This window comes from Streptomyces sp. TP-A0874 (genome assembly GCF_001748085.1).
Taxonomy (GTDB): domain Bacteria; phylum Actinomycetota; class Actinomycetes; order Streptomycetales; family Streptomycetaceae; genus Streptomyces.
The window spans coordinates 1-25,747 of the sequence record NZ_BBZK01000015.1 but is presented as its reverse complement, the minus strand read 5'-3'; the positions used below and the strand labels follow the sequence as shown (position 1 = coordinate 25,747).

The window sequence follows — 25,747 nt, the reverse complement described above, 5'->3', positions numbered from 1 at the left end:
TCGTGACGTCGGGCTGTGGGCGGACACGGGGGCGCGCGGCTTACGGGGCTGCCACGGGTTCGCGGGCGCCACCGCGCAGGACGTCGAGGAAGGGGGCGGCGAGCGCCACGCCGCGCACCACGACGAGCATGTCGGCGGCCTCCCGCAGCGCGGCCATCGCGGTGTTGCCGCGCGGGGTGTCCCAGTTCTCCGAGCCGACGATCAGGGCGGCTATCAGCAAGCCCTGCGCGCGGGCGGCGTCCGCGACGGCGTGGCAGAGCGTCGGTGGCACCTCCGCGAGGTCGCTGGCGAGCAGCACCACCATGTCGGCCCCGTCCACCAGGGCGTCGACGTCGAGTCCGGTGGCCGAGGGCCGCCAGCCGTCCCGGTGCAGCGGTGCGCAGGCGAGCCTGATGTCCGCGCGGTCCGTTGAGCCGAGTTCGGCGACGCCGTGCACGGTCATCACCCGGTCCAGGCCGCGGTCGGCGAACGCCTCCTGGGTGCGTACGGCGTCGGCGCCGAGCGGCACGACGAGAACGTTCGCCTCGTAGGAGCGCCGTGTGCTGTTCATCGGATTTCCTCTCGCTCTTGACCTGTTGTCCGATCGGGTTCGGCCCACGGCCGGACGACGACATGCGGCGTCTGCGGACCCGTACCGGCCGCCAGCCGGTCGAGCATCGGGCCGACCTCGCCGAGCGGCAGGTGGACGGTCGGTACCTTCGCCAGCGTCGATCCGTCGGTGGCCAGGAGCTGGATGCTCTGGGTGACCCGTGCCGGTGCCCGGCCGCGCACCCCGCGGATGGTCGCGTTGAGCCGGGTCAGCCGCCCGGTGTCCAGGGGGGAGGGGGCCGCCCCGGTGCCGCCCGCCACGACGACCCGGCCTCCGTGGGCGAGCAGCTCCAGGGCCCCGGTGGCGGTCGCGGCCCGGGAGCCGGTGAGGTCCAGGACGACGTCGGCCATCCGACCTCCGGTGAGGCGGGTGACGTGCTCGCGCAGTGCCTTCTCGGAGTCCGCGGCGGCCTCCCCTCGCGGCCGGTCGGAATCCGGGTCCGTGTCCGGCGGCCCGGTGGCCGGTGCGGCTCCGGGGAGTTCCACGGTGTCCGCCCCCAGGTCGGCGGCGATCGCGAGCCTGGCTCGGTCCTGCGGAAGCCCGGCCACGAGGACCTCGCCGGCCCCGCCGTGCAGGGCGGCGGTGACGGCGGCGAGCCCGTGGTGGCCGGGCCCCAGCACCACGACCGTCTCGCCGCTCCGGAGCTGCCCGGCGCCCAGGACCCAGTCGAGCGCGTTGGCCAGCGGCAGGGTCCAGGCGGTGAGCTCCTCCGGGACCTCCTCCGGCACCGGGTGGACCACGGCCTCCGGCGGCAGGTGCAGGTACTGGGCGTTGCCGCCCCACAGCGAGGGTTCGTCGTCGGTGGGGACGAGGCCGACGCGGCGGCCGCCCTGCCACAGGTCGGTGCGCGGGCAGAGCCGGTACCGTCCCGCGGCGCACTGCTCGCAGTCCCGGCACGGCAGGTACTCCTCCACCACCACCCGGTCTCCGGGGGCGACGCCCCAGCGCCGGGCGGCGACATCGCCGACCTCGGTGATCCGGCCGTGGACGTGGTGCCCCAGGACGGTCGGCTGGTCGACCCCCTCGGCGTAGAGGGAGACGTCGGTGCCGCAGACACCGCTGGCCTCCACCCGCAGCCAGCCGCTCTCCGCACCGCTCGGCGGCAGCGGGAAGGAGCGGACCTCGGTGCCGCCCTCGGGGAGGGCCACGGCGGCCAGGGCGGTGTTGGGCAGGATCGCCGTCATCGCCGGAACCTCCGGCGCTTGGGGGGAGGGGGAGCGGCCTGGCTGTTGTCGACCTCTTCGCGGAGGTGCTGCCAGATGTCGTAGACCATCTCGCCGTACTCCGGCTGCTGCCGCAGTTCGAGGACGTGCCGGGGGCGCTCGAAGGGGACGTCGAAGAACGCCTTGGCGCGGCCCGGGCGCGCGGTCATCACCATGATCCGGTCGCCGAGGGTCACCGCCTCGTCGACGCTGTGCGTGATGAAGACGACCGTCTTGCGGGTCTCCTCCCAGATCCGCAGGAGTTCTTCCTGGAGCAGCGTCTTGTTCTGCTCGTCGAGCGCCGAGAACGGTTCGTCCATCAGCAGGATGTCGGGGTCGTTGGCGAAGGCGCGGGCGATGGAGACACGCTGTCGCATACCGCCGGAGAGCTGGTGCGGATAGCAGTCGGCGAACTGGGTCAGCCCGGTCTTGGCCAGGTAGTGGCCGACGGTCTCCTGGATCTGGCTCTCCGGGGCCCGGCGCATACGCAGCCCGTAGGAGGCGTTCTCCCGGACGGTCATCCAGGGGAAGAGCGAGTCGCCCTGGAAGACCAGGGAGTTCTCGGGGCGGCCGGCGGTCGGCCCGCACACCTCGACGTGCCCGCTGGTCTCCTTCTCCAGTCGGGCGAGGATGCGCAGCAGGGTGGTCTTACCGCATCCGCTGGGGCCGACGATCATGAAGAACTGGCCCCGGGGGATGTCCAGGTCGAGGGAGTCGAGCGCGGTGACCACACCGCCCTGGGTGCGGAACTCCTTGCGCAGCCCCCGCGTGGTGATCTTGATGTCGGCGGCCGGGGAGGGTGCGCCGGCGGGGGTGTCGGTGGTGGACGGCTTCTCCGCGGCGGCGCCCGGCTCCGCGCCCGGCAGCGTGGTGATGCCCTTCTGGTTCGTCATCGGTCGGCCTTCCAGGGGGTGATGGCGCGGGCGATCGAGTCGAGCAGCAGCGACATGACGTACCCGATGAGGGCGATGACCAGCAGGCCGACGTACATCGTCTCGACCGAGTAGAGCTGCCAGGCGTTCCAGATCATGAAGCCGAGGCCCGACTCGGCGCCCACCATCTCGGCGATCGCGATCAGGATCAGACCCAGTCCGGCCCCCAGTTCGATGCCGGTCATGATGCTGGGCATGGCCCCGGGGATGGCCACGGTGCGGAAGACCTGGAGCCGCTTGGCCCCGAAGTTCTTCGCCACGTCGTAGTAGATCGGCTGGATCTGCAGGACACCGGCGGTGGTGTTGAGGATGACGGGGTAGAACACGCCGATCGCCACCATGACGACCTTCGACATCTCGCCGAGCCCGAAGACCAGCAGGATCAGCGGCAGCAGCGCGCTCTTGGGGATCGGGTAGGTGCCCGAGATCAGCGGCGAGAGCGCGGCCCGCACGCCTCGGCTGAGTCCCATGACGACGCCCAGCAGCAGGCCCGGCACCAGACCGAGCCAGAAGCCGAAGAAGAGTCGCCGCAGACTGGCCCAGGTGTGGCCCCACAGCTCGCCGTTGGAGACCGACTCGATCATCCGCTGGAAGATGTTGCTGGGGGCGGGGAAGAACCGCGCGTCGATGGCGCCGGTGCGGGCGAGGACCTCCCAGACCAGCAGGAGGGCCAGCGGGGTGACGACGGCCAGGAGGCGGTCGCGCTGCCGCGGGCTCAGCCGGGGTTCACGGCGGGCGGGCGGACCGCTCCTCTCGGGGGCGGTCTCCCGGGCCGGGCTGGTGGCGGGGGTCGGGGTGGAGGTGGCTGGAGGGGACATGAGCACTCCTTCGGGGCCGGGCCGGTGGTGGCCCAGGCCCTGTCTGACAGATAGCGCCGCCGGCCCGGAGGGCGTGGCCTGCGGCGGCTGCGGCCTGCGAGCGCGAGTCGCAGGGGCGTCCTCGTACTTCGCGTACTCGGACCGGACCGGCAACGCGGCTGCGGGCAGCCGCCGGCGGTGGGCCGGGGTGGTGCGTGCCGGGTGTGGTGGGTCGGGACGGGGGCGGGGGTGTGCCGTCCGGTCCCCGGAGGGAGCCGAACGACCCACCGAGCGGCGCAGTGCCGGGCAGCGTCCGCCCGTCCGGGAGCGGCGTCCGGCGCGGGTGGCCGCACGGCGGCCGGAAGTCCTCGTACTGGATCCACCGGGACTTCCGGTGAACGCGGCGGGCGGGCGCCTCCCGGTGGTGGCCGGGGGGACGCGCGCCGGGCGTCGCGACGGGGCGGACATCGCCTGATGCGGTGCTAGGAGCCGGACTTGTCGGCCGGGCCGAGCTTCTTGACGGCCGCCTCGGCGAACGAGGTGTCGACGAGGTCGTCGACGGAGGCCTTGCCCTCCAGCCAGCCCTGCTTCTCGAAGAAGTCGTAGTCCTGGTGGAGGCTTTCGACGTTGACCTTCCCGTCCGGGTGGACGTAGTTCGCCACCAGCGACTGGTACAGCTTCGGCTCGATGCCGGTGGCCTCGCTGACGATGCGGACGATCTCCTCGGAGCCCTTGCCGGTCACCTTGCCGTCGGACATCGCGGCCGTGTAGTCGCGGGCGCCGCGGAGGTAGGCGGTCATGAAGCAGTTGCCCACCTGGCTGTCCTTCTCGGCGAACGCGCCGCCGTAGAGCACCACGGCCAGTTGCTGGTTGTCGTAGTAGTCCGGCGGGGTGGCTATCCGGACGGCGAAGCCCTGCTTCTCGGCGATGCTCGCGGAGGGCTCGGTGGTCAGCCCGGCGTCGATGGCCTTGTTCTGGAAGGCGGTCACATGCTCGGCGAAGCCCAGGTACTCGTGTTTGACGTCGTCGTAGCCGAGCCCCTCCTTGTCCAGCATGACGGCGGCGGTGCTGGAGGTCGCGGTCGCCTGCGCGGGCTCGGCGAGCTTCAGGCCCTTCAGGTCGCGGATGCTCTTGACTCCGCTGTCGTAGAGGTCCTTGCGGACCATCAGCGGCATGTAGCCGTAGTTCTCGGGCATCGACCCCTTGTCGGCGACGATGCGCAGCTTCACGTCCCGGGCCACGGCGTTGTAGAAGCCGGCGGAGGGGGCGCCCGCCCCCACGTCGAGTTGTCCCGAGCCGAGCGGTGCGATCATCTTCGCCGCCGAGTCGAACGGCAGGAAGCGGACCTTCAGCCCCTGCTCCTCGAAGTAGCCCTTCTCCTTGGCCACGTAGAACGGCGCGTCGCTGGCGCTCTTGGTGACGCCGACGCGCACCGTCTTGCCCTCGCAGACGTCGCCGCCGGAGGCTGCCTCGGTGGAGTCGCCGGCGCAGCTGGTGGCCAGCAGCGCCAGGGAGGCCGTGGCAGCGGCCGCGGCGGCCCTCGCTCTCCGCGTGGTGCGGCCCTTCGCGGGCCTGCTCTTGTCCTTCACGCCCAGTTTCCCTTGTCTGTCGAGTCGGTCGGAGCGGCGGCACCCGCCGGGGCGGCCGTGGCCGGTGGCGGGTGCCCTCCGGAAGTCAGATGGAGACGAAGTCCTCTCCCGGCACGGCGACCAGGGCATCGCGTGCTCCTTCCTGGAAGGGCACGGAGGTCGGCAGGACCATGGAGGTGGAGCGGACCCGCTGGTGCTCCGGGTCGGTGCCCGGCAGCTCCGCGTCGTCGCCGCTCTCCTGGAGTTCCTCCAGCGCGGCGAGGAGCCTGCGCCGGGCCAGGATGATGCCGGCGTCGCTGGTGCCCAGCCGCTCCTTGGTGCGATCGCAGATGCGGCCCATGCTCTCCTGGAGCGAGGCGTCCTGCATGGAGATGCCCTCCACACCGCTGAAGCTCCGGCCCTCGCGCTGGGCCTGCCGGTCGATGAGGAAGTCGTTCTCCCGGTTGGCCACCGGGCGGTAGGTCCCGGGGACGTACTTGACGTGGATCCCGTCACCGGCGCGCATGGCCGCCAGTTCGTCCTCCCGGAGCGGGCGGGTGGGGTGGTAGTTGATGCTCCAGGCCCAGCAGTTCTCGTCGTCGATGGGGACCCAGGCGTGTCCGCCGAGCGGGTTGTGGGTGCCGAACGGCGGGATGATCGTGTACCAGGGCATGATCCACTGGGTGATCCGCCAGTAGTAGCTCTCCTCGTCGACGACCCTCCGGGCCCCGATCACCAGTCCGCCGTCGGACTCCACGACCTCGAACTTCGGCCGGGTGTCCGCCTTGATGTACTCCAGGCCCGCGGTGCCGGCGTGCATCGGGTCGTCGTCGATGTTGAAGCGGTGGGCGAAGGAGACGTGGCTGGAGTCGATGCCGCCCTCCATCGCCTGGAGGTAGTTGGACTCCTGGAGGCGCTTGGAGACGAACCGCTGGTCGTCGTCGAGCATGGCCCACTCGAGCTCCGGCGGCGCGGGCTTCTGCTCGGCGGGCCCCATGTACGTCCAGATGACACCGCCGCGCTCCACGCAGGGGTACGAGCGCTGCTTGATGCGCTCCTTGAACGCCGAACCCTCCGGCTCGGAGGGCATGTCGACGCAGTTGCCGTCCACGTCGTACTTCCAGCCGTGGTACGAGCAGCGCAGCCCGCACTCCTCGTTGCGGCCGAAGAAGAGCGACGCGGTGCGGTGGCTGCAGAACTCGTCGAGCAGGCCGATGCGGCCCTGCGAGTCCCGGAAGGCGATGAGCTGCTCGCCCAGCAGCTTGACCCGGACCGGGGGGCAGTCCGGCTCGGCGATCTCCTCCGCCAGCAGCGCCGGTATCCAGTAGCGGCGGAACAGGTCACCCATCGGGGTGCCGGGGCCGGTCCGGGTGAGGAGTTCGTTCTGGTCTTGAGTGAGCATGTCTACCTCTCTGGTGTGTTTCCGCCAAGCCGGTCGTGGGCCGTCAGGCCGGCCGGAGAGCTGGAGTGGGGCGGTGCTCGCGGCGTGGGAAGAGCGCGAGGACCGCGGCGACGGCGTTGGCTCCCATCACGGTGAGCCAGGCCGAGGGGTAGGAGCCGGTGTGGTCGACGATGAGGCCGAAGGCCATGGGGCCGACCGCGAATCCCAGGTACAGCCCGACGGCGAGGATCCCGGAGGCGATGCCGACGGTGTGGACGGGCGTGGCCCGCATCAGCGCGAGCATCAGGACGACGTTGGCGGCGATGCCGCTCGCCCCGAACAGGGCGGTGCCGCCCCAGATGAGCGCCGGGGTGTGGAGTTGCTCCGCCGCGAGCAGCAGGCAGGAGGCGAGTGCGGCGACGACCGCCAGGGTGAGCAGCGGGCCGCGGGAGTGCTGCGCCCGGTCGGCTATCCGGCCCCAGGTGATCCGGGCGACCAGGCCGATACCGCCGGCGATGGCCGCGGTGAGCCCAGCGGTCCGCACCGACATCTCCAGCCGCTCGAAGCCGTACAGGGGCAGGTAGACGTTGGTGGCCTGCAGCGCCGCACCGGCGGCGAACGCGTAACCGGTGAGCCACCAGACGACCGGCGGCAGTCCGCCTGATCCGCCCTCCCCGCCGGCCGGTGGCGCCGGACGCCCGGCGGGGACCGAACTCGGCAGTAGCGCCAGGCCCACCCCGGCGGCGACGGCCGCCAGGGCCACCGCTCCGCGCCAGCCCCACAGCAGCGCGGCGCTCGGCAGCAGCAGGCCGGCCGCGAACTGGCTCATCTGCACCCCGGACTGCTTCAGGCCCATCAGGTGGCCGCGCCGTCCCCGCGGGACGTGGGCCGCGATGAGCTGGTTGGTGACCGGGTTGGACATGGCCTGGGCCGCACCGCAGAGCGCGACCGCCGCCAGCAGCCAGCCGTAGGACGCGGCGCTCGCCGTACCGAGGAGGGCCAGTCCCGCCACGCCGAACAGCACCGCGAGGACCGTCCGCGGACTGAAGAGATCCGCGCAGCGGCCCACCAGGGGCGAGAGCAGGGCGGCCGTCAGGAACGCCGCGGTCGGCAGTGAGCCGAGACCGGCTCGGCTGAGCCCGAGGTCGGCCGTGACCAACGGGGCGGTGGCGGTGAGTCCGTAGAGGGCCAGCGGGCCGACACCCATCGACAGCGCGAGCGTTGGTGCGAAGCCCCTGGGAACGCCCGATCGGGAGCGGTTCGGATGAGGAGTATCCACCGGTCCCCCTTTCGCATGTCGAACGTTGGTGCGTAAAGTGATTGCACCGTAGAACTGCCGATTGGTGCCGTCAAGGGGTGGGTTCGAAAGATCGTGAGAGGCCGGATGGTGCTGACAATGCCTTTGAATGGACTTCCCGCCGCGTCTGAGGCGAGGATCGTCGAGTCGGACGAGCGGCGGCCGCGTTGCCATTTCTTCGCTTTGGCGACTAGCGTGCGACATGCGCATGACATGCGCATGGGTTCGGCATGGGTCAACGAGGTGCTGGCCACCATTCCACGCACCCACACCCCTGCCGCAGAAGCAGAAAGCGGGACCGGATGACCGACGGGACTCGACGCTCACCCCGCGACACGGACTTCGTCCAGTCGCTCGCCCGGGGGCTGGCCATCGTCAACGCCTTCGACGCGGAACACCCGCGGATGACCCTCAGCGAGGTGGCCCGCGCCACGGACATGGCCCCCGCCACCGCCCGACGGTTCCTCCTGACCCTCGCGCAGTTGGGCTACGTGGACCACGACCACGACCGGGGCGTTTACCAACTACGCGCCCGGGTGCTGGACCTGGGCTACCGGTACCTCTCCCGGCTGTCCATCCGGGACGTGGCCGAGCCCCACCTGCAGCAACTGGCCACCGAGGTCCACGAGTCGTCCTCGCTCTCCATCCTGGACGGCGACGACATCGTCTACGCGGCCCGGGTCTCCATAACGCGGATCATCGCGATCGCGATCGGTGTCGGCACCCGCCTCCCGGCCCACCTGACCTCCATGGGGAGGATCCTCCTCGCCGGGCTCCCCGAGGAGGAGTTGGAGGAGTACCTCGCCCGGACCCCCCTCACCGCCTGGACCAGCCACAGCCTCACCGAACCGGAAGCGCTGCGGGCGGACCTGGCGCAGGTGCGCAAGCAGGGCTGGTCCATCGTCGACCAGGAACTCGAGCAGGGACTCCGCGCGGTGGCGGTGCCCGTACGCTCCCGATCCGGCGTCACCTTCGCGGCTGTGAACATCTCCACCCACGCCAACCGGACCAGCGTCGAGGACATCCGCCGCCAGTTGCTCCCGCCGCTGCTCTCCACCGCCTCCCGCATCGAAGCCGACCTGCACAGCTACCCGGCCGACCCCGCCGCCACCCCACGAGGAGGGGCCCATGCCTGACGCGACCACCCGGGAGATGCCCTTCGTCCAGTCCCTGGAGCGCGGACTGCAGGTGCTGCGCACGCTCGGCGACGCCCCCACCTCACTGACCCTCGCCGAGGTGACCAGGCGGACCGGCCTCACCCGAGCCGCCAGCCGCCGGTTCCTGCTCACCCTCGTCGAGTTGGACTACGCGCGCTTCGACGGCCGGGGGTACGTCCTCCAACCCCGGGTGCTGGAGCTGGGACGGGCCTACCTCTCCAGCCTCCGCCTGCCCGACCTGGCCCTCCCGGCCCTGGAGCGGCTGGCCGCCGACGTGCGCGACACCACCTCGCTCACCGTGCTGGACGGCGACGAGATCGTCTACGTCGCCCGCGTCCACGGATTCCGGATCCTGACGGTCGCCATCGCCGTCGGCACCCGCTTCCCCGCCCATGTGACATCCACCGGTCGGGTGCTGCTGGCCGGGCTCGACGACGACGAACTGGAGAGCCACCTCGCCCGAGCCGACTTCCGGCAGCTGACCGCCGGTACCAAGACCGACCCCGACCAGCTCCGCAAGGAGATCCACCGCATCCGGCGGCGGGGGTGGACGGTCACCGACCAGGAACTCGAACAGGGGCTCCGCTCCATCGCGGCGCCGGTCCACGACGAGCGGGGCCGCGTCATCGCCGCCGTCAACATCTCCACCACCGCGAGCCGCACCTCCCTGGAGACCATGCGGAACTCCTGGCTGCGCCGGCTCCAGGAGACCGCGGAGGCCATCGGCGCGGAGTGCTCCCAGCTGACAGGGGGTTGAGGACACCGCCGCCGGAACCGGGAGGCAGGGCCGGTCAGTCCCCGCACAGCGCGGCGAACCGGGCGGCGCCGACGTTGCCGCCGCTGATGATCACTGCGACCCGGCGCGGGAGCCGGCCGACCCGGCCCGACAGCAGCGCGGCCAGCCCCGTGGCGCCACTCGGCTCGACGACGATCTTCAGACGCTCGAAGGCCAGCCGCATCGCCGCGCGGATCTCGTCGTCACCGACCAGGCAGACCTCGTCGACCAGCCGGCGGTTCAGCTCGAAGGTCAACTCCCCGGGGACGGCCACCGCCTGGCCGTCGGCGATGGTGCGCGGCACCGGGACGGAGACACGTTTGCCCGCCTCCAGCGACCGCTTGGTGTCATCACCCTCCAGCGGCTCCACACCGACCACCCGCACCCCCGTCCGCAGCCCCTTGGCGGCCGTGGCACCGCCGGCGATCAGTCCGCCGCCGCCGACCGGCACCACCAGGGCGTCCACCTGGCCGACCTCCTCCAACAGCTCCAGCGTCGCGGTGCCCTGGCCGGCGATGACGTGCGGATGGTCGTAGGGCGGGATGAGCGCCAGACCGCGGTCGGCGGCCAACGCCTCACCGATCGCGATCCGGTCACCGCGGTAGCGGTCGTAGGTGACGATCTCCGCGCCGTAACCGGCGGTCGCCGCCACCTTGGAGGGAGGCGCGTCCTCGGGCATCAGGATCACCGCCGAACCGCCCAACTCCCGTGCGGCGAGAGCGACCGCCTGCGCGTGGTTGCCCGAGGAGTACGCGGCCACGCCCCTGGCCAACTGCTCCGGAGGCAACCGGGAGACGGCGTTGTACGCGCCGCGGAACTTGAACGCGCCCACCCGCTGGAAGTTCTCGCACTTCAGGAAGGTCTCCGCCCCGACGAGCTCGTCCAGGGTGCGGGAGCGCAGCACCGGGGTGCGGTGCGCGACGCCGCTCAGCCGGGAGGCGGCGTCGCGGACGTCCCTCAGGGTGACGGCGGGGGTGTTCGGCATGGTGCTGTCCTCCGGTCTTCCGGTACCAGTCACGGGTCGGGGCGCCTCAGCCCCCCGACCGGCCCTCGACGCCGCCCGGGGCCCGGTCCGCCAGCGCCTCGGGCAGTGGTGCGGCATGGACGACGGCGAGCCCCGAGACGGCCCGGGTCAGGGCCACGTACAGTCGGCGCAGACCGGTCCGTTCGTCCGGTTCCCCGGCGACGACCGCGGCCGGTTCGGCGAGGACCACGTGGTCGTACTCCAGACCCTTGCAGAGCGAGGCGGGTACCAGTGTCAGCCGCGCCTGCGCGGACGCCTCCTCACCCGGCGACAGGAACGGGAGAGCCGCCCGCCGCAACGCTTCCGCCAACTCCTCGACCTGGCCGTCGGCGGCGATCAACCCCACCGATCCCTCCCGGAGCAGCGCCTGCCGGCAGGCTTCCACGGTCCGCTCCTCCAGGCTCTCCGGCGTTCCGGGGCAGAGCCGCAGGTCGCCGGCGGACTCCCGGATCGAGGTGGGCTCGGTGAGCTCCGGCGCGATCGTGGGAAGCAGCCGGGAGGCGAACGCGATGACCTCGCGCGGTACCCGGAACCCGGCGGTCAGCTCCTCGACGGCGGCCTGGGGTTTGCCGAGGTGGAGCAGCGCCTCCGGCCAACTGCCGGTCGCCCACGGGGTGGTGCCCTGCGCGATGTCGCCCAGGACGGTCGCCGAACCGGTCGAGCATCGGCGGCCCACCGCCCGGTACTGCATCGGCGAGAGGTCCTGGGCCTCGTCGAGGACCACATGGCCGAGCGAAGGGGTGCGCTCCAAGAGGTCCTTCACCTCGTCGACGAGGACGGCGTCCGCCGGCGACCAGGGGGCGCTGCCGACACCGCGCGGCCGCTTCGCCCAGCGGATCGCCCGCTGCTCCTCATCGGTGAGCACGCCGGCCGCGTTGGCGGCGAGGAACTCCCGGTCGGAGAGGAGGCGGAAGACGAGCCGCACCGGGTCGACCACCGGCCAGCAGGCCCTGACGGTGGCCCGCACCGCGCTGTTGCGCGCCACCGCGTTCTGCACCCGGTCGTCCGGCGCCTCGCCGGAGGCCTCCATCCGGGTGAGCACGGCGTGCGCGATGCGCTGCGGAAGGGCCTCCCGCGCGGCGTTGTAGCGGATGTTCCGGTCCAGCAGTTCGGTGACGATCTCCTCCAACTCGTAGGCCGGGACGCGCCAGCGCCGGGAGCCGCGGACGACCACACAGGGCTCGGTGGGCGCCGTCACCCCCGAACGGACCGCCCGGCGCAGCACTTCCGCCATCCGGGCGTCACCCTTCAGCCGGGACGCCTCGGGCGAGTCGCCGCCGCGCACCTCCAGGTGGGACGTCAGGTCTCCCACCGTCGCCTGCCGCACCTCCAGCTCGCCCAGCGCCGGCAGGACCTGCTCGATATAGCGGAGGAAGGAGCGGTTCGGCCCGACGACGAGGGTGCCGGAGCGGGCCAGCCGCTCCCGGTGGGCATAGAGGAGGTAGGCGACCCGGTGCAGGCCGACGGCCGTCTTTCCGGTGCCCGGCGCACCCTGCACGCACACCGTCTCGGCCAGTCCGGCCCGGACGATCTCGTCCTGCTCCGGCTGGATGGTGGCGACGATGTCCCGCATCGGCCCCACCCGGGGGCGTTCGATCTCGGCCTGGAGGAGCTTGCTGGCCGTGCCGGTCTCCGCTTCGGCCGGGTCGCCGAGGTGCTCGTCCTCGTAGGCGGTCAGCTCCCCGCCGGTGTAGCCGAAACGACGGCGCAGGACGACGTCCATCGGCTCTTTCCCGGAGGCCCGGTAGAAGGCCTGGGAGACCGGTGCCCGCCAGTCGATGACCATCGGATCGCCGTCCGCGTCGTGGACGTGGCGGCGGCCGATGTAGTAGCGGGCGGAGTCCAGGCGGTCCAGACGGCCGAAGAACAGCGGGGTGTCCGCCTGGTCGGCCAGCGCCTTGATCCGGTCGTCGACCTGGGCCTTGAGCGCCAGGGCGTTCACCCAGTTCGCGGTCACGTCGCTGATGTCGAGGGACTCGACCTCCTGCCGCATGGCCCGGAGCGCGGCCCGGGACGCGGCGAGATGGAGCTGTTCGCGGATCAGCGGGGTGTCGGCGCTCTCGTCGGGCGCGGATGTCGTGGTCGAGGGCGGGCGGCTGGGCGCGGGCACGAGACTGCCTCCGGTCGGCGGTGGGTGGAGTGCCGACCGGTTACCGTCCGGTCGGCTGCACTCTCCGGCGGCGATGGGTCGGGAGGCGGGGGAGGGGATTCTAGTCAGCGGGGCCGGCGGGGGCGAAGGCTTTTCCGCCGCCGCGGCCGGCGGTGTCAGAGGCCCTCGTCCGCCAGCAGATCGGCCGCGTCCACGATGCGGTAGGCGTAGCCCTGCTCGGCGAGGAACCGCTGCCGGTGGGCCGCGAAGTCCTGGTCCACCGTGTCGCGGGCGACCACCGAATAGAACCGGGCCTCGTGGCCGTCCGCCTTGGGGCGCAGCACCCGGCCCAGCCGCTGGGCCTCCTCCTGACGGGAGCCGAAGGTGCCGGAGACCTGGATCGCCACCGTCGCCTCGGGCAGGTCGACGGAGAAGTTCGCCACCTTGGAGACCACCAGGACGGAGATCTCCCCCCGGCGGAAGGCGTCGAAGAGCTTCTCCCGCTGGGCGTTGGAGGTGTCCCCCTTGATGACGGGCGCGTCCAGGTGCTCCCCCAGCTCGTCGAGCTGGTCGATGTACTGGCCGATGACCAGGGTCTGCTCGCCGGCGTGCCGCCCGACCAGCGTCTCGATGACCGCCTGCTTCGTGGCGGTCGTGGCGCAGTAGCGGTACTTCTCCTCCGGTTCGGCGGTCGCGTAGGCCAGCCGTTCCGAGTCGGTGAGGTTGACCCGCACCTCCACGCAGTCGGCCGGGGCGATGTACCCCTGCGCCTCGATCTCCTTCCAGGGCGCGTCGAAGCGCTTGGGGCCGATGAGCGAGAAGACGTCCGACTCCCGGCCGTCCTCCCGCACCAGGGTGGCCGTCAGGCCCAGCCGGCGACGCGCCTGGAGGTCGGCGGTGAACTTGAACACCGGAGCGGGCAGCAGATGCACCTCGTCGTAGATGACCAGGCCCCAGTCGCGGGAGTCGAACAGCTCCAGGTGCGGGTAGACGCCCTTCCGGCGGGTGGTCAGCACCTGGTAGGTCGCGATGGTGACCGGCCGGATCTCCTTGCGGGTGCCGCTGTACTCGCCGACCTCGTCCTCGGTGAGCGAGGTGCGCCGCACCAGCTCCGCCTTCCACTGCCGGGCCGAGACGGTGTTGGTGACCAGGATGAGCGTGGTCGAACGCGCCGTCGCCATGGCCCCCGCGCCGACCAGCGTCTTCCCGGCGCCGCAGGGCAGGACGACCACACCGGAGCCGCCGTGCCAGAAGTTCTCCACGGCCTGCTTCTGGTAGGGGCGCAGCTGCCAGTCGTCCTCGTGGAGCTCGATCGGGTGCGCCTCGCCGTCGACGTAGCCGGCGAGGTCCTCCGCGGGCCAGCCGAGCCGCAGCAGGGTCTGCTTGATCTGGCCGCGCTCCGAGGGGTGCACGGCGATGGTCTCGGGGTCGATCCGGGCGCCGACCAGCGGCTGGATCTTCTTGGAGCGGAGGATCTCCTCCAGTACCGGACGGTCGGTGGTCTCCAGCACCAGACCGTGGGTGGGGTGCTTCAGGAGCCTCAGCCGGCCGTAGCGGGCCATCGTCTCGGCGACATCGACGAGCAGGGCGTGCGGCACGGGGTAGCGGGAGTACTGCACCAGGGCGTCCACGACCTGCTCGGCGTCGTGACCGGCCGCCCGGGCGTTCCACAGGGCGAGCGGGGTCAGCCGGTAGGTGTGGATGTGCTCGGGGGCCCGTTCCAGCTCCGCGAAGGGCGCGATGGCGCGGCGGCAGGCATCCGCCTGCTCGTGATCCACCTCGAGCAGCAGCGTCTTGTCGCTCTGGACGATCAGACAGGACACGCGTACCTCCGCGGATAGGCTCGTCTCATGTGACAGACACCACACCTGCCACGGCTCGGGTCTTGACCCAGCGCGAAGTAGGAAAGTCTACTTGGCCGGCCGCGATAACCGAGATGACGAGGGAAACCGCCGGTCAGGCCGGGTCGTCGGCCAGCTCCGCTGCACCGGTGACCCGGTGCAGCGGGAAGGTGCGGACCTCACCGGCCGTGTGGTCGTAGGCGGTGACGAACCCGCCCTCGACGCGCACCGGGGCGATCACCCGCTGACTGGCGGCGCCCTCGGCGTTGACGTAGCCGATCCACAGATGGCTTCCGGTGAGCGCGGCGGCCTGCACGGTGGCGAGCGTCTCGGCCGGGCTGGTCCGCGGCAGCCCGTCCCCGCCGCCGTCCCCTGAGACCGGCTTGCGGACGGCGGTCGAGGCGCGGTCCCCCGCGCGGATGGCCCGGACCGCCGCCGACACCAGGGTGCCGCCCGGGGCGGGCGGACCGCCCGGCACCGGCTCCGGTGGGGTGCGCGGGCCGGTGCGACGGGAGTCGGCCCGGCTGACGAGCAGATCACCGCCGGCCGACTCGGCCGCCGGCGCGTAGCCCATCTCCCGCAGCCCCTCCAGCAGCGACCCCGGGTCGACCTCGGCAGCCAGCACGGTCGGGGCGAGCCGGCGCAGCCGCAGCTCCGCGGAGCGCCGGTCGGCGAGGATCTCCGCGAGCTGCCCCTCGTCGTCGCAGCGCACGTAGGCGGAGGCGGCGCCGACCCGGAGTCGGCCGTACCGGCGCGCGACATCGTCGACGAGATAGCTGAGCGGCTGCGGCACCGGCGTGCGGGAGTGGTCGGCGAGGAAGGCGTGGATGTCGGCGGTGGTACGGCCGGCGTCCAGCGCCCGGCGCACCGAAGCGGGGGTGAAGCGGTAGACCGTCGCCCCGCCGGTCGACTCCACCTCCGCGAGCACGCTCAGCATCTCCGCCAGCGGGCGCTGGAGCGGACCGGGGGCGACCGCCGTCAGGTCGGCCTGGAGCAGGATGTGGTCGAGCGGCTCGGGCAGCAGCGGGGCGAGCTCGGCGGCAGCGGCTTGGGCCGCCTCAGCCGCCTCCGGGGGGTGGACCGCGGACGGGGCCAGGAGCGTGCGGCCGTGGCCGGCGAGCGCGCCGCGACCGGTCAGGCCCAGCAGCTCCGCCTCCAAGAGCGTCCAGGCGGCGATCCGGGCCCGCAGCCCCGAAGCGGCGGTGGGCTCCTCCGCGGACCGCTGCGGATCCGCCGGGTCGCCGTGCTCCCAGCGCAGCCGCGCGTGGACGCTCTCGGGGGAGGGCACCGAACCGGGCGGCAGGGAAGCCAGGAGCGCCAGGGTCCGGCGGCGGACCTCCGGCGCCGGCGAACGGTCCAGCCCCGGGCCGAGCGCCGCGAGCGGCCGGGCCTTGCTGTCGACGTCGCCCACGACTCCGGCGGTGCGGGTCGCCGGCAACCACGCCGACACCAGCGCGGCCCAGCGCTCCTGTGGGGGCAGCCGCAGCCAGTCGTCACAGGCCGGAGTGGCGGCGAACCGCTCGTCACTCTCACCGTCGGCGGCCAGCAGGCCGGAGGCGTAGCAGACCTCGAGCCAGAAGGCCGCGGTCGGCTCGTCCACCTCCAGCGCGGTGGCCGTCCGCCGCAGGTCCCGGATGCTCAGCCCGCCGGCTCGCAGCACCGACGGGCCGCCGGTGTCCCACTGCCGCAGCAACTCCTCGACCATGCTGACCGCGGCGAACGCCTGCCCCGCGGCGGTGGCGTCCACCACCCGGACCGGGTACTCCGCGGCCGTCTCCAACGCCGGCGGCACCGGCTCGGGCCGCCGGTGCGCACGTCCGCCGCGCAGATGCAGCGCGGCTTCGCGGGGCAGCACCACGGAGCCGGGGCCGGTGGGCAGCAGCAGGCCCCGGGCGAGCAGCCACCTGATGGGGGCGGCGGGGTCGGCCGGCACGGTGCCGTATGGGGGACCCCAGGTGAGTCGGTCCAGCACCGAGCGGGAGTCGGCGGGGGCGCCGTCGAGCAGCGCGGCCAGTCGCCGACGGTCGTTGAACAACGAGGTGAGCTCGGCGACGGCGGTCACCGGATCGGGGGTGGTGCCCAGCCCCGCGGTGGAGATGATCTCCTGCAGGCGGCCGGGGGACATCCCGGCGGTCGCCTCGGCCACCGTCGGTCCCAGACCGGTCGGAGACGGCTTGGAGGAGCCGGGCGCGAGCAGCTCCCGGGCAGTGCGCACCAGGTGGAGGCGGTCCTCGCCGCCCCACAGCAGGGCCATGCCGCGCAGGGCGGCGACGGCCCGCGGCAGCTCCCGTGCGGTGTCTGGGGCGCTCTGCCCGCGGTCGTCGCCGGCCATCAGCATGAGCAGGGTGTCGTAGTCGCAGGGGTCGGCGGCCACGGCGAGCGCCTCGGCGGTCTGCAGGACGAACCGGTCGAGCCGTCCCAGGGCGCGGGTGACCGACGCGCGGGTGGCGGCCCGGGTCGCGAGTTGGGTGAGGTCGCTGGGCAGCGGGGACAGCAGATCGGGACGGGCCCGGAGGAGCGCGGCCAACTGCTCCTCCGAGCGGCCACGCAGCTCCTCGGAGAGCGTGCGTGGTTGGCGGTCGGAGTGCCCGGCCCGGTCGGTGGGTGACTCCACACGCGCCTCCGCTGTCGCTGGGTGGCTTTCGGATCCCACCTTAGGAGCTTCGGAGGGGATGGGCTTCCGGTCGGGGTGTTGTGCGGGTTGCTTGGTGGGGTGTTGTTGCTGTTGCCGGGTGGGTGCGGGGTCTCGGTGGCTGGTGTTTCTGGGGTGGGTGGGTGGTGCGGGGGCGGGTCCTGCGTGGGTGGGGGTGCCGCGACCGTCTATTTACGGGGCCGTGCGGGCCGGTGGGCAGCCTCTCGGTTGTAGAGCCCCGCAAATACACGGCAGCGTCTCGGCACCCCCACCCACTCCGGCCCCACCCCCTCACGTCGTCTCCCTCGGCACCCCGGTAGCCCCCTCGTAGCCCGGCCTGTTCGCGTCTACGAATCCGTGCCGTCATCGCGCCGTTCCGTCAACCGGCCGCCTGAAATCCCTCCGACCGTGCCATTCGGACACCGAGTCAGCTGACGAGCAGCCCGTCCCGCTGAGTCGAGACAGCGGCTCGGGCCTCCCGGTCCCGGCCCAGTATGAGTCGGACCCATCGTCCGTGCGCCCCCAGCAGTCGTCCGGGCACCAGCCAGCGTCCGACGGCGATCTCCGCCACGCCGAGCACCGCTGCGAGGTTCGCTGTGGTCTGACCGCCGACGGGGATGAAGGCGAACCACACGCCGTCCCAGGCAGTGGTCACCGGCTCCCACAAGAACGGCATCAGCAGCCCCCACAGGCCGTCGACGACGAGGACGGCGGGCAGGAAGGCCAGCAACGGGCCGACCACGGGGTTCACCAGCAGCCTGAGCAGGTCGCGCCAGGTCTCAGCGTCGGTCAGTTTCCCCAACGCGCGCCGCCAAGCCGGGGCTCCGGTCCTTTCCACGCGCTCGGAGCGGTGGACGACCGGCACACTGACGCCGGACCAGGTGCGAGCCAGACGGCGCTGCCGATCGGTGTCCTGCGCGCCGTCTGCAACGCCCCGGGCAGCAGGTAAACCCCGACCCCAAACGAATACCAGACAAGCGGCCAATGCGACCCACAGCAGCAGAAGGGCTTCCGCGATCGCCAGCCCAGTCAACACGACCCCTCGCAGCACCAGAATGACCGGGTTTCCTGGATTCGCACGTCTGTCCCTCAACTCGCCGGTCGCCAGGCTCATCGCCGTACCCCCGCTCAGCATCCCTCGGTCAGCATGTCGGTGGCCCCAGTGTGGAAATCCAGACGGGAGATCTCATCGGTGCTAGCCCCCTCTCTCCGGACCCATTTCCCCTGGCAGGACCCTGCGGACCGGGCGGGAACGGCGGAGGGCAGCCGGAGAGGAAACCGGCAGGAGACCGGAGTCGGTGGGCCAGCGGGGAGACGGCGGGAGGGGGTGGGGCCGGAGTGGGTGGGGGTGCCGAGACGCTGCCGTGTATTTGCGGGGCGGACGGCGAGAGAGCCGGAAGACCGGCCCGCACGGCCCCGTAAATAGACGGTCGCGGCACCCCCACCCACGCAGGACCCGCCCCCGCACCACCCACCCACCCCACCAACAGCAACCCACCGAGAACCCGCACCCACCCGGCAACAGCAACAGCACGTCGGCCCCGTACGCACCCCGATGTGGGCGGGGACCGGTAACGTCAGGGGCGGCGGCCACCAACAGCGCGTACCCGCAGGGGATTTCGTGGGGATCGAAAGCGATCAGCTCGTATACGACTACCTGAGCCGCGTCGGCGACCTGGCGCAGCAACAGCAGCTGTCGTCCGCTGAGCGGATGCGGCTCGTCTCCGGGCTGAGGGAGACGATCGACCGGCAGCGGTCCAGTGCCTCCGACACCCCCGGTGCCGTCAAGCGGATCCTGGGGAAGTTGGGCACCCCCGAGGAGGTGGTGCGCAAGGCCGGTGGCGGGGTGGCCGATGACGGTCAGGAGCCCGCGCGGCCGGTTCACCGGCCGGTGGAGGCGGAAGAGCCGCCCTCCGGACCGCAGGGACCGCCGAGCCCCCGGGAGCGGCTGGGGCTGCTGCGGCGGCTCGGTGGTCTGGCCGGCAAGGTTCCGGGGCCGCGTAGCCCTGACCGCCCGGTGAAGGAGAAGGGCGGGCCGCCGGAGGGGCGGGAAGCGGATGGGGCGGACCCGCTGTACGTTCCCACCGTGCCGCTGGACGGCCCCGCCCCGCCGCACCTGGCGGGGGAGGACGAGGTCGGCAGCGGAGCGGCCGACGTGGACTGGTGGCGGGTCGAGCCCGGACCGTTCGGGGGGACGGAGGGGGCCCGGTTCGGTCCGGGGGAGGCGGTGCCGGGGTTCGTGGGCGGCATCGAGATCCCGGAGATGCTGCGCCCTCCGCCGCAGGATCCTTTCGCTAAGGCGTCCAAGGGGGCGAAGGAACCGGAGCGGTCGGCTGAGGCCGAGGAGGGCGAGTGGGCCGAGCCCGGCCGTGCGGGGGGCGGCCTGCTGGGCCGGGTGCTGCGCGGCTCCGGGTCGATGAGTCCGCTGCTGCTGCTCGCCGCCGCGCTCCTGGTGAGCGGGGCGATCGTGGGGTCGCTGGTGGTCCTCGGGGCGGGCTGGTTGATCGCCTACGCCACGCGCCGGCTCTCCCGGGCGGAGGCCAAGTGGGCGGTGCTGGGACTGCCGGGCCTTGTCGCGGCGGGTGCCCTGGTCTGGGTGTGGGGACGGTTCGACGGCCGCTGGGGTGAGGCGGTCCCGAAGGGCGGGATGGCCGATGTGCTCGTCGACACCTGGCCGGTCGCGCTGCGCACCGCGGCCGTTGCTTCGGCGCTCTTCCTGGTGTGGCGGGCTCGGCGGCTCAGGGCCTGAGCGGCCCCGACGTCCGGCGCCGCCGGTCGTCGGGGGCCGGAGGTCAGGAGGTCAGCTTCTCCTGCAGCTCGTCGAGGATCTTGTCCGCGGCGGTGTAGCCGATGCCCTGGATCCACAGCTCGTCGTCGACGGGGAACGCGGATCTGTTCCTGACCGCCTTCATGTTCTTCCACAGGCCACCGCCGGTGATCTGCTTCTCCTTGGCCTTGTCCGGGTCGCCGTAGGTGGCGTAGAAGACCGTGTCGGCGTCGCCCTTGTCGATCTGCTCGGGGCTGACCTCCAAGGCGAAGCCGTCCGGCGCCTCCGCGGTGATGGCGGGGCGGGCCAGGCCCACGTCCTCCAGGATGGTGCCGATGTAGTTCTTCTCGCCGTACAGGCGGGTGTCGGCCCCCTCGACGAAGCGGACCACGCTGACCTCGGTGTCCCCGGCCTTGTCGGCGCCGCCGAGCGCCTCGGTGACCTCCCGGGTGTGCTTCTCGTAGTCGGCGAGCACCTTCTCCGCCTCGGCCTGCTTGCCGAGCGCCTCGGCATGCACCTGGAAGTTCTCCTTCCAGGGGTAGCCGGTGGTCTCGGTGAGCACCGTCGGTGCGATCTGGGAGAGGTTCTTGTAGTTCTTCTCGTCCCGGACCTTGCTGCTCAGGATCAGGTCGGGCTTGAGCGCGTTGATCGCTTCGAGGTTGGGGGAGCCGATGGTGCCGACGTTCTTGACGCCGGAGACCTCGTCCTCGTCCAGGTAGCTGAGGAAACCGGAACTGGTGCCCGCGTTGGTGGCCCCGACGGGTTTGACGCCCAGGGTGATCGCCGAGTCCAACTCGGCGGTGTCCAGCACGACCACCCGCCGCGGCGCCTCGGACACCCGCACATCGCCCATCGCCGTCTTCACGGTGCGCTGGGCCTTGGCGCCGCCGTTCGCCTCGTCGGATCCGGAGTCGGCGCCGCAGGCGGTCAGCGCCAGGCAGCCGACGAGTGCGGTGGCCGTCGCGGTGGCCGCCCGCCGACGGAGGCCGGTGCGGGGAGTGTGATGAGCGAACATGTCTGGAACACCTCTCTGGTGTGTGGCCGTGACGGCCTCCGGTGGGCGGACGGTGGTTCTACGGAGTCTGGGCGCCGGTGTCGGAAGGGGCGTGCCAGGGACTGCCCGGCACCACCAGCGGGCCTCCGGTCACCGGGTCGGGGACGACGACCGAGCTGAGTCCGAAGACCTCCCGCACGAGTTCCTCGGTGACGGTCTTCGCCGGTTCGCCCTGGGCGACGATCCGGCCGTCCTTCATCGCCACCAGGTGCCCCGCGTACCGGCAGGCCTGGTTGAGGTCGTGCAGCACCGCCACCACGGTGCGCCCCCGTTCGTGGTTGAGCTGCCGGACCAGGTCCAGCACCTCGACCTGGTGGGCGATGTCCAAGTAGGTGGTCGGCTCGTCGAGGAGCAGCAGTTCGGTTTCCTGGGCGAGCGCCATCGCGATCCAGACCCGCTGCCGCTGCCCGCCGGAGAGTTCGTCGACCGGCCGGTCGGCCAGCCGCGCCACGTCCGTGCGCTCCATGGCCTCGCCGACCGCCCGCTCGTCCTCCGGCGACCACTGCTGCCACCAGCGCTGGTGCGGCTGCCGGCCCCGGGCCACCAGGTCGGCGACGGTGATCGCCTCGGGGGCGACCGGTGACTGCGGCAGCAGCCCGAGGGACTGCGCGATGTTCCTGGTCGGCAGTCGGCTCAGCTCGGTGCCGTCCAGCAGCACCGCCCCGCGCCTCGGCTTCAGCAGCCGTCCCAGGGCCCGCAGCAGCGTCGACTTGCCGCAGGCGTTCGGGCCCACGATGACCGTGACCTCTCCCGGCGGGACCGCCAGGTCGAGTCCGTCGACGACGGTGCGGTCCTCATAGGCGAGTGTCAGGTCGCGTGCGGCGAGCCGGGCGGCCGTTTCGGTCGTCGGGCGGGTCGGTGCGGTCACGCTGTCCCTCCGATTCGGCGGCTGCGGCTCTGCACGATGAGCCAGATCAGATACGGCGCCCCGACGGCGGCGGTCAGCACACCGGCGGGCAGTTCGGTGGGGGCGAGCAGCACCCGGGCCAGCAGGTCGGCGAGGACGACGATCAGCGCTCCGGTCAACGCGGCCCCCGCCAGGGGGATCTGGGCTGTTCGCGCGGTGCGCCGGGCGATCTGCGGGGCGAGCAGCGCCACGAAGTCGACCGGGCCGGCCATGCCGGTCGCGACCGAGGCGAGGACCACGCCGATCAGCACCAGGCCCAGGCGGGTCGGGGCGAGGCGCGCCCCGAGCGCGGTGGCGGTGTCGTCGTCCATGGCGACCCGGCGCTGGGCCCGGCCGGCCCACACCAGCCACGGCAGCAGGAGCAGCAGCGTCCACCCGAGTGGGCCGGCCTCGTCCCAGCCGCGCCCGTTCAGCGAGCCGGTCAGCCACACCTGGGCCTGGAGGGCGATCTGCTGGTCGCCCTTGGTGAGGAACAGCTGGGTGATCGAGCGCAGTGCGATCGCGAAGCCGATGCCGATGAGCACGAACCGGCCGGCGTGCAGCCCCCCGCGCCAGGCGAAGAGGTAGACGAGGGCGGCGGCGGTGAGGCCGCCGAGGACGGAGAGATAGGGCAGGACGGTGTAGGAGGTGACGCCGAAGGTCATCGCGCCGACGGTGAGCGCTCCGGCGCCGTGGCTGACCCCGATGATGTCGGGGCTGGCCAGCGGGTTCCGGGCGACGGTCTGGATCAGCGCGCCGGACAGGCCGAAGGCCGCGCCGACCAGCACGCCCACCACCAGCCGGGGCAGTCGGAGGGTGCCGACCACGAAGTCCGCCTCGGACGGCTGGCCGAGCACCGCCTTCAGGGCCTCCTGCGGAGCCACCGCCGTCTCGCCGGCGCAGAGGTAGCCGAGAGCGGCCAGCGCCAGCAGCACCCCGAGCCCGGCGGTGACCGCCGCCGATCTGCGGTGCAGCAGGAACGACGCGCGCCGCACCCGGAGCGTGTGGTGGCCGGCCGGCTGGAACGGCCGGACGGCGGACTCGGCGGAGGCGGGCCGGGAGACGGTGGTGGTCACACCGCCACCGCCTTCCGCCGGACCAGGGCGACCAGGAACGGCACGCCGAGCAGAGCGGTGGTCACCCCGGCCGGGACCTCCGACGGCGGGAAGACGATCCGGCCCACCACGTCGGAGAGGAGCAGCATCACCGGGCCGAGCAGGGCGGCCATCGGCAGCAGCCACCGGTGGTCGGTGCCGAGCAGGGCCCGCGCGATGTGCGGTACCGCGAGGCCGACGAAGGCGATAGGGCCGGCGGCCGCGACGCCGGCGCCGGTGAGCACCGTCGCGCCGAGCCCGCCGACGATCCGCACCGCCGCGATGTTCCGCCCCAGCCCCCGGGCGACGTCGTCGCCGAGCGCCAGGGCGTCCAGGCCGCGGGCCGAGGCCACCACCAGGACCGCGCCGACCAGCAGGAAGGGGAGGATCCGGGCGGCCACCTCCGGGTCCCGGTTGGCGATCGAGCCGACGTTCCAGAAGCGGAACTCGTCGAGTGTCGCCGCGTCCGTGGTCAGCACCGAATGGATCACCGAGACCAGCAGGGCGTTGACGGCCGCGCCGGCCAGCGCGAGCTTCACCGGGCTGGCTCCGCCGCGGCCCCGGGAGGCGATGGCGTACACCGCCACGGCGGCCAGACCGGCGCCGGCGAAGGCGAACCAGACGTAGCCGACGAGGGTGTGGACCCCCGCGAAGGCGATCGCCAGCACCACGCCGGCCGCCGCCCCCTGGCTGATCCCCAGGATGCCGGGGTCGGCGATGGGGTTCCGGGTGAGGCCCTGGAGCACCGTGCCGGCCAGGGCGAGCGCCGCGCCGACCATGAGGCCGATCAGGGTGCGCGGCAACCGGAGGTCGCGGACCACCTGGGCGGCGTCGCCGGAGCCGCCGTGCAGCAGCGCGCCGAGTACTTCGGAGGGGGCCAGTTGACGGCTGCCGACGGCCAGGCTCAGCACCACGGCCAGTAGCAGCGCGAGGAGTGCGGCGGCCGTCCAGGCGGTGCGGCGGCGGAGCAGAGCCGCTCTGGGATCAGCGACGACGGCCGACATCGGCTCCCATCCACGCGAGGCTCGGTCTCCGCACCGTGAGCGGAGTGGAAGTTAGGCGAGCCTAAGTGTACGGGGTGGGGTCCGGCAGAATGGAGGTGTGGCAATACCTGCGCTGACGGTCGGCTTCGACCTCGACATGACGCTCATCGACTCACGGCCCGGCATCCGGGCGGCCTACCGGGCGTTGTCCGCGGAGACCGGCACGCATATCGACGCCGACCTCGCCGTCTCCCGGCTCGGGCCGCCGCTGGAACAGGAACTCGCCCACTGGTTCCCCGACGAGCGGATCGAGGAGGTGGGCGACCGGTACCGGGCGATCTACCCCCGCCACGCCATCAGCCCCTCGCCGCCCCTTCCCGGGGCCCGGGAGGCCGTCGAATCGGTACGGCGGGCGGGCGGCAGGGTGATCGTGGTCACCGCGAAGCACCAGCCCAACGCCGAACTCCACCTCAGCCACGTGGGCATCGAGCCGGACGCCGTCATCGGCTGGCTCTGGGCGGAGGCCAAGGGGGAGGCGCTGCGGGAGTACGGGGCCTCGGTGTACGTGGGGGACCACACCGGGGATGTGCGCGGGGCCCGGACGGCCGGGGCGCTCTCGGTGGCGGTCCCGACCGGGCCCTGCACCGCGGAGGAACTGCGCGCCGCGGGCGCCGACGTGGTGCTGCCGGATCTGACCGCCTTCCCCCGGTGGCTGGCCGGGCACGGTGAGCGGTAGGGCCGAGCGGCGTCCGCGGGGCCCGGGGCCTCACCGGGGGCCGGGAGTGGGCGGCTCCGAGCCGTCCCGGTGCCGCTGGGCGGCGATCGACCGCAGGAATCCGGCTCCGGCGAGGAGGAATCCCAGGGCCATCAGCATGCTCATCAGGTAGGCGGCGATCGGCAGCGGAGCGACCCCCAGGAACAGCGGTGCCACGGTGACCACGGTGGCGACTGCCCCCACCAGGAAGATGACCGCGCCGACCAGCACCAGCCGGTCGCCTGGTCCGGCGCTGCTCGCCGGGGTTTCACCGCTCACCGGACCAGGGTAGATCCGGATGGGGTCCTCGGACGCGGGGACACCGCGAACAGACGGGAGCCATCCGGCGACACCTTGTCACCGGGTGCGCGATCATTAGCCTTAGGGTTCCGCACAGAACGGGCGTCCGAAGCGTGCTCCACCGGAGCGCGGGTCGGGCGGCCGTTCTGTGCGGAACCCGGGGCGGGTCTGCGGACCGCTCTAACGCTCTTCGGAGCTGTTTGTGTCTCCCATGGGCCCGACGAGGACGAGGACGAGGACGGACGTGCCTACCGGCAAGGTCAAGTGGTTCAACAGCGAGAAGGGCTTCGGCTTCCTCTCCCGTGATGACGGCGGCGACGTCTTCGTGCACTCCTCGGTGCTTCCGGCCGGAGTCGAGACGCTGAAGCCGGGTCAGCGGGTCGAGTTCGGCGTGGTCGCAGGGCACCGCGGTGACCAGGCCCTCTCGGTGACCGTGCTGGACCCGACGCCGTCCGTGGCCGCCGCCCAGCGGCGGAAACCGGACGAACTGGCCTCGATCGTCCAGGACCTCACCACGGTGCTGGAGAGCGTCTCGCAGCAGCTTGAGCGAGGCCGCTATCCCGAACGCGCCCAGGGCCGGAAGATCGCCGGGATGCTCCGGGCGGTCGCCGACCAGCTGGACGTC

The 25,747-nt window shown here is 72.6% G+C and carries 22 protein-coding genes; 5 read left to right on the top strand and 17 right to left on the bottom strand.

Features of this window, described 5'->3' with window-relative positions:
* Positions 1 to 40: 40 nt before the first annotated feature.
* The 7 genes from BGP73_RS21090 to BGP73_RS21060 form a co-directional block, all read right to left on the bottom strand.
* Positions 41 to 550 carry a hypothetical protein gene (locus BGP73_RS21090; protein WP_069817326.1) on the bottom strand — a complete coding sequence of 170 codons (510 nt, stop codon included), beginning with the start codon at positions 548 to 550 and terminating at the stop codon, positions 41 to 43.
* Positions 547 to 1,773: a zinc-dependent alcohol dehydrogenase gene (locus BGP73_RS21085; RefSeq protein ID WP_079127743.1), complete on the bottom strand. Its 1,227-nt coding sequence runs from the start codon at positions 1,771 to 1,773 to the stop codon at positions 547 to 549. Before BGP73_RS21085 ends, BGP73_RS21090 begins: the two co-directional genes overlap by 4 nt.
* Positions 1,770 to 2,684, bottom strand: coding sequence for an ABC transporter ATP-binding protein (locus tag BGP73_RS21080; RefSeq protein ID WP_079127742.1), 915 nt, complete (start codon positions 2,682 to 2,684; stop codon positions 1,770 to 1,772). Before BGP73_RS21080 ends, BGP73_RS21085 begins: the two co-directional genes overlap by 4 nt.
* Positions 2,681 to 3,541, bottom strand: a complete 861-nt coding sequence (locus BGP73_RS21075) for an ABC transporter permease (RefSeq protein WP_079127741.1) — start codon at positions 3,539 to 3,541, stop codon at positions 2,681 to 2,683. The genes BGP73_RS21080 and BGP73_RS21075 overlap by 4 nt, the downstream gene beginning before the upstream one ends.
* A gap of 461 nt (positions 3,542 to 4,002) precedes the next feature.
* A complete protein-coding gene (locus BGP73_RS21070; protein ID WP_107474104.1) occupies positions 4,003 to 5,109 on the bottom strand; it encodes an ABC transporter substrate-binding protein in 1,107 nt (368 codons plus the stop codon).
* 85 nt (positions 5,110 to 5,194) lie between these two features.
* Positions 5,195 to 6,490 (bottom strand): aromatic ring-hydroxylating dioxygenase subunit alpha, encoded by a 1,296-nt coding sequence (locus tag BGP73_RS21065; protein ID WP_069817325.1) that lies wholly within the window; start codon positions 6,488 to 6,490, stop codon positions 5,195 to 5,197.
* Between the two features lie 43 nt (positions 6,491 to 6,533).
* Positions 6,534 to 7,748 carry an MFS transporter gene (locus BGP73_RS21060; protein WP_170837906.1) on the bottom strand — a complete coding sequence of 405 codons (1,215 nt, stop codon included), beginning with the start codon at positions 7,746 to 7,748 and terminating at the stop codon, positions 6,534 to 6,536.
* 320 nt (positions 7,749 to 8,068) lie between these two features.
* Between BGP73_RS21060 and BGP73_RS21055 the strand changes: the two genes are divergently transcribed.
* Together BGP73_RS21055 and BGP73_RS21050 are read left to right on the top strand one after the other, a co-directional pair.
* Positions 8,069 to 8,902, top strand: a complete 834-nt coding sequence (locus BGP73_RS21055; protein ID WP_069817321.1) for an IclR family transcriptional regulator domain-containing protein — start codon at positions 8,069 to 8,071, stop codon at positions 8,900 to 8,902.
* Positions 8,895 to 9,680, top strand: a complete 786-nt coding sequence (locus BGP73_RS21050; protein WP_069817319.1) for an IclR family transcriptional regulator domain-containing protein — start codon at positions 8,895 to 8,897, stop codon at positions 9,678 to 9,680. Before BGP73_RS21055 ends, BGP73_RS21050 begins: the two co-directional genes overlap by 8 nt.
* A 34-nt stretch (positions 9,681 to 9,714) precedes the next feature.
* Here the strand turns inward: BGP73_RS21050 and BGP73_RS21045 are convergent, their stop codons facing one another.
* The 5 genes from BGP73_RS21045 to BGP73_RS22395 form a co-directional block, all read right to left on the bottom strand.
* The gene (locus tag BGP73_RS21045; RefSeq protein ID WP_069817317.1) at positions 9,715 to 10,683 is read right to left on the bottom strand and encodes a pyridoxal-phosphate dependent enzyme; all 969 of its coding nucleotides are present in this window, start codon (positions 10,681 to 10,683) and stop codon (positions 9,715 to 9,717) included.
* Between the two features lie 46 nt (positions 10,684 to 10,729).
* Positions 10,730 to 12,832 (bottom strand): HelD family protein, encoded by a 2,103-nt coding sequence (locus tag BGP73_RS21040; RefSeq protein ID WP_069817315.1) that lies wholly within the window; start codon positions 12,830 to 12,832, stop codon positions 10,730 to 10,732.
* A gap of 155 nt (positions 12,833 to 12,987) precedes the next feature.
* The gene (locus tag BGP73_RS21035; protein ID WP_069817313.1) at positions 12,988 to 14,634 is read right to left on the bottom strand and encodes a DNA repair helicase XPB; all 1,647 of its coding nucleotides are present in this window, start codon (positions 14,632 to 14,634) and stop codon (positions 12,988 to 12,990) included.
* Positions 14,635 to 14,767: 133 nt separating this feature from the next.
* Positions 14,768 to 17,266 (bottom strand): helicase-associated domain-containing protein, encoded by a 2,499-nt coding sequence (locus BGP73_RS21030; RefSeq protein WP_069817311.1) that lies wholly within the window; start codon positions 17,264 to 17,266, stop codon positions 14,768 to 14,770.
* Between the two features lie 445 nt (positions 17,267 to 17,711).
* Complete coding sequence (locus BGP73_RS22395) at positions 17,712 to 18,398, bottom strand: sensor domain-containing protein (RefSeq protein WP_170837905.1); 687 nt, start codon at positions 18,396 to 18,398, stop codon at positions 17,712 to 17,714.
* 507 nt (positions 18,399 to 18,905) lie between these two features.
* Here BGP73_RS22395 and BGP73_RS21020 point away from each other — a divergent pair.
* Positions 18,906 to 20,033 (top strand): hypothetical protein, encoded by a 1,128-nt coding sequence (locus BGP73_RS21020; protein ID WP_069817307.1) that lies wholly within the window; start codon positions 18,906 to 18,908, stop codon positions 20,031 to 20,033.
* 43 nt (positions 20,034 to 20,076) lie between these two features.
* Here BGP73_RS21020 and BGP73_RS21015 read toward each other — a convergent pair whose 3' ends face one another.
* From BGP73_RS21015 to BGP73_RS21000, 4 genes are read right to left on the bottom strand one after another with little or no spacing between them, the layout of a single operon-like run.
* Positions 20,077 to 21,066, bottom strand: coding sequence for an ABC transporter substrate-binding protein (locus tag BGP73_RS21015; protein WP_069817305.1), 990 nt, complete (start codon positions 21,064 to 21,066; stop codon positions 20,077 to 20,079).
* Between the two features lie 58 nt (positions 21,067 to 21,124).
* A complete protein-coding gene (locus BGP73_RS21010; protein ID WP_069817303.1) occupies positions 21,125 to 21,973 on the bottom strand; it encodes an ABC transporter ATP-binding protein in 849 nt (282 codons plus the stop codon).
* Positions 21,970 to 23,067, bottom strand: a complete 1,098-nt coding sequence (locus BGP73_RS21005) for a FecCD family ABC transporter permease (protein ID WP_069817301.1) — start codon at positions 23,065 to 23,067, stop codon at positions 21,970 to 21,972. Before BGP73_RS21005 ends, BGP73_RS21010 begins: the two co-directional genes overlap by 4 nt.
* On the bottom strand, positions 23,064 to 24,089 hold the full coding sequence (locus BGP73_RS21000; protein ID WP_069817299.1) for a FecCD family ABC transporter permease: 1,026 nt from the start codon (positions 24,087 to 24,089) through the stop codon (positions 23,064 to 23,066). The genes BGP73_RS21005 and BGP73_RS21000 overlap by 4 nt, the downstream gene beginning before the upstream one ends.
* 97 nt (positions 24,090 to 24,186) lie before the next feature.
* Between BGP73_RS21000 and BGP73_RS20995 the strand changes: the two genes are divergently transcribed.
* A complete protein-coding gene (locus BGP73_RS20995; protein WP_280138210.1) occupies positions 24,187 to 24,804 on the top strand; it encodes an HAD family hydrolase in 618 nt (205 codons plus the stop codon).
* A gap of 30 nt (positions 24,805 to 24,834) precedes the next feature.
* Here the strand turns inward: BGP73_RS20995 and BGP73_RS20990 are convergent, their stop codons facing one another.
* Entirely contained in the window at positions 24,835 to 25,101 is a 267-nt protein-coding gene (locus BGP73_RS20990; RefSeq protein WP_069817297.1) for a hypothetical protein, read from the bottom strand.
* A gap of 265 nt (positions 25,102 to 25,366) precedes the next feature.
* On the opposite strand from BGP73_RS20990, the gene BGP73_RS23795 reads away from it, so the two are divergent.
* On the top strand, positions 25,367 to 25,747 hold a 381-nt coding region (locus BGP73_RS23795), incomplete at its 3' end, for a cold-shock protein (protein WP_069817295.1).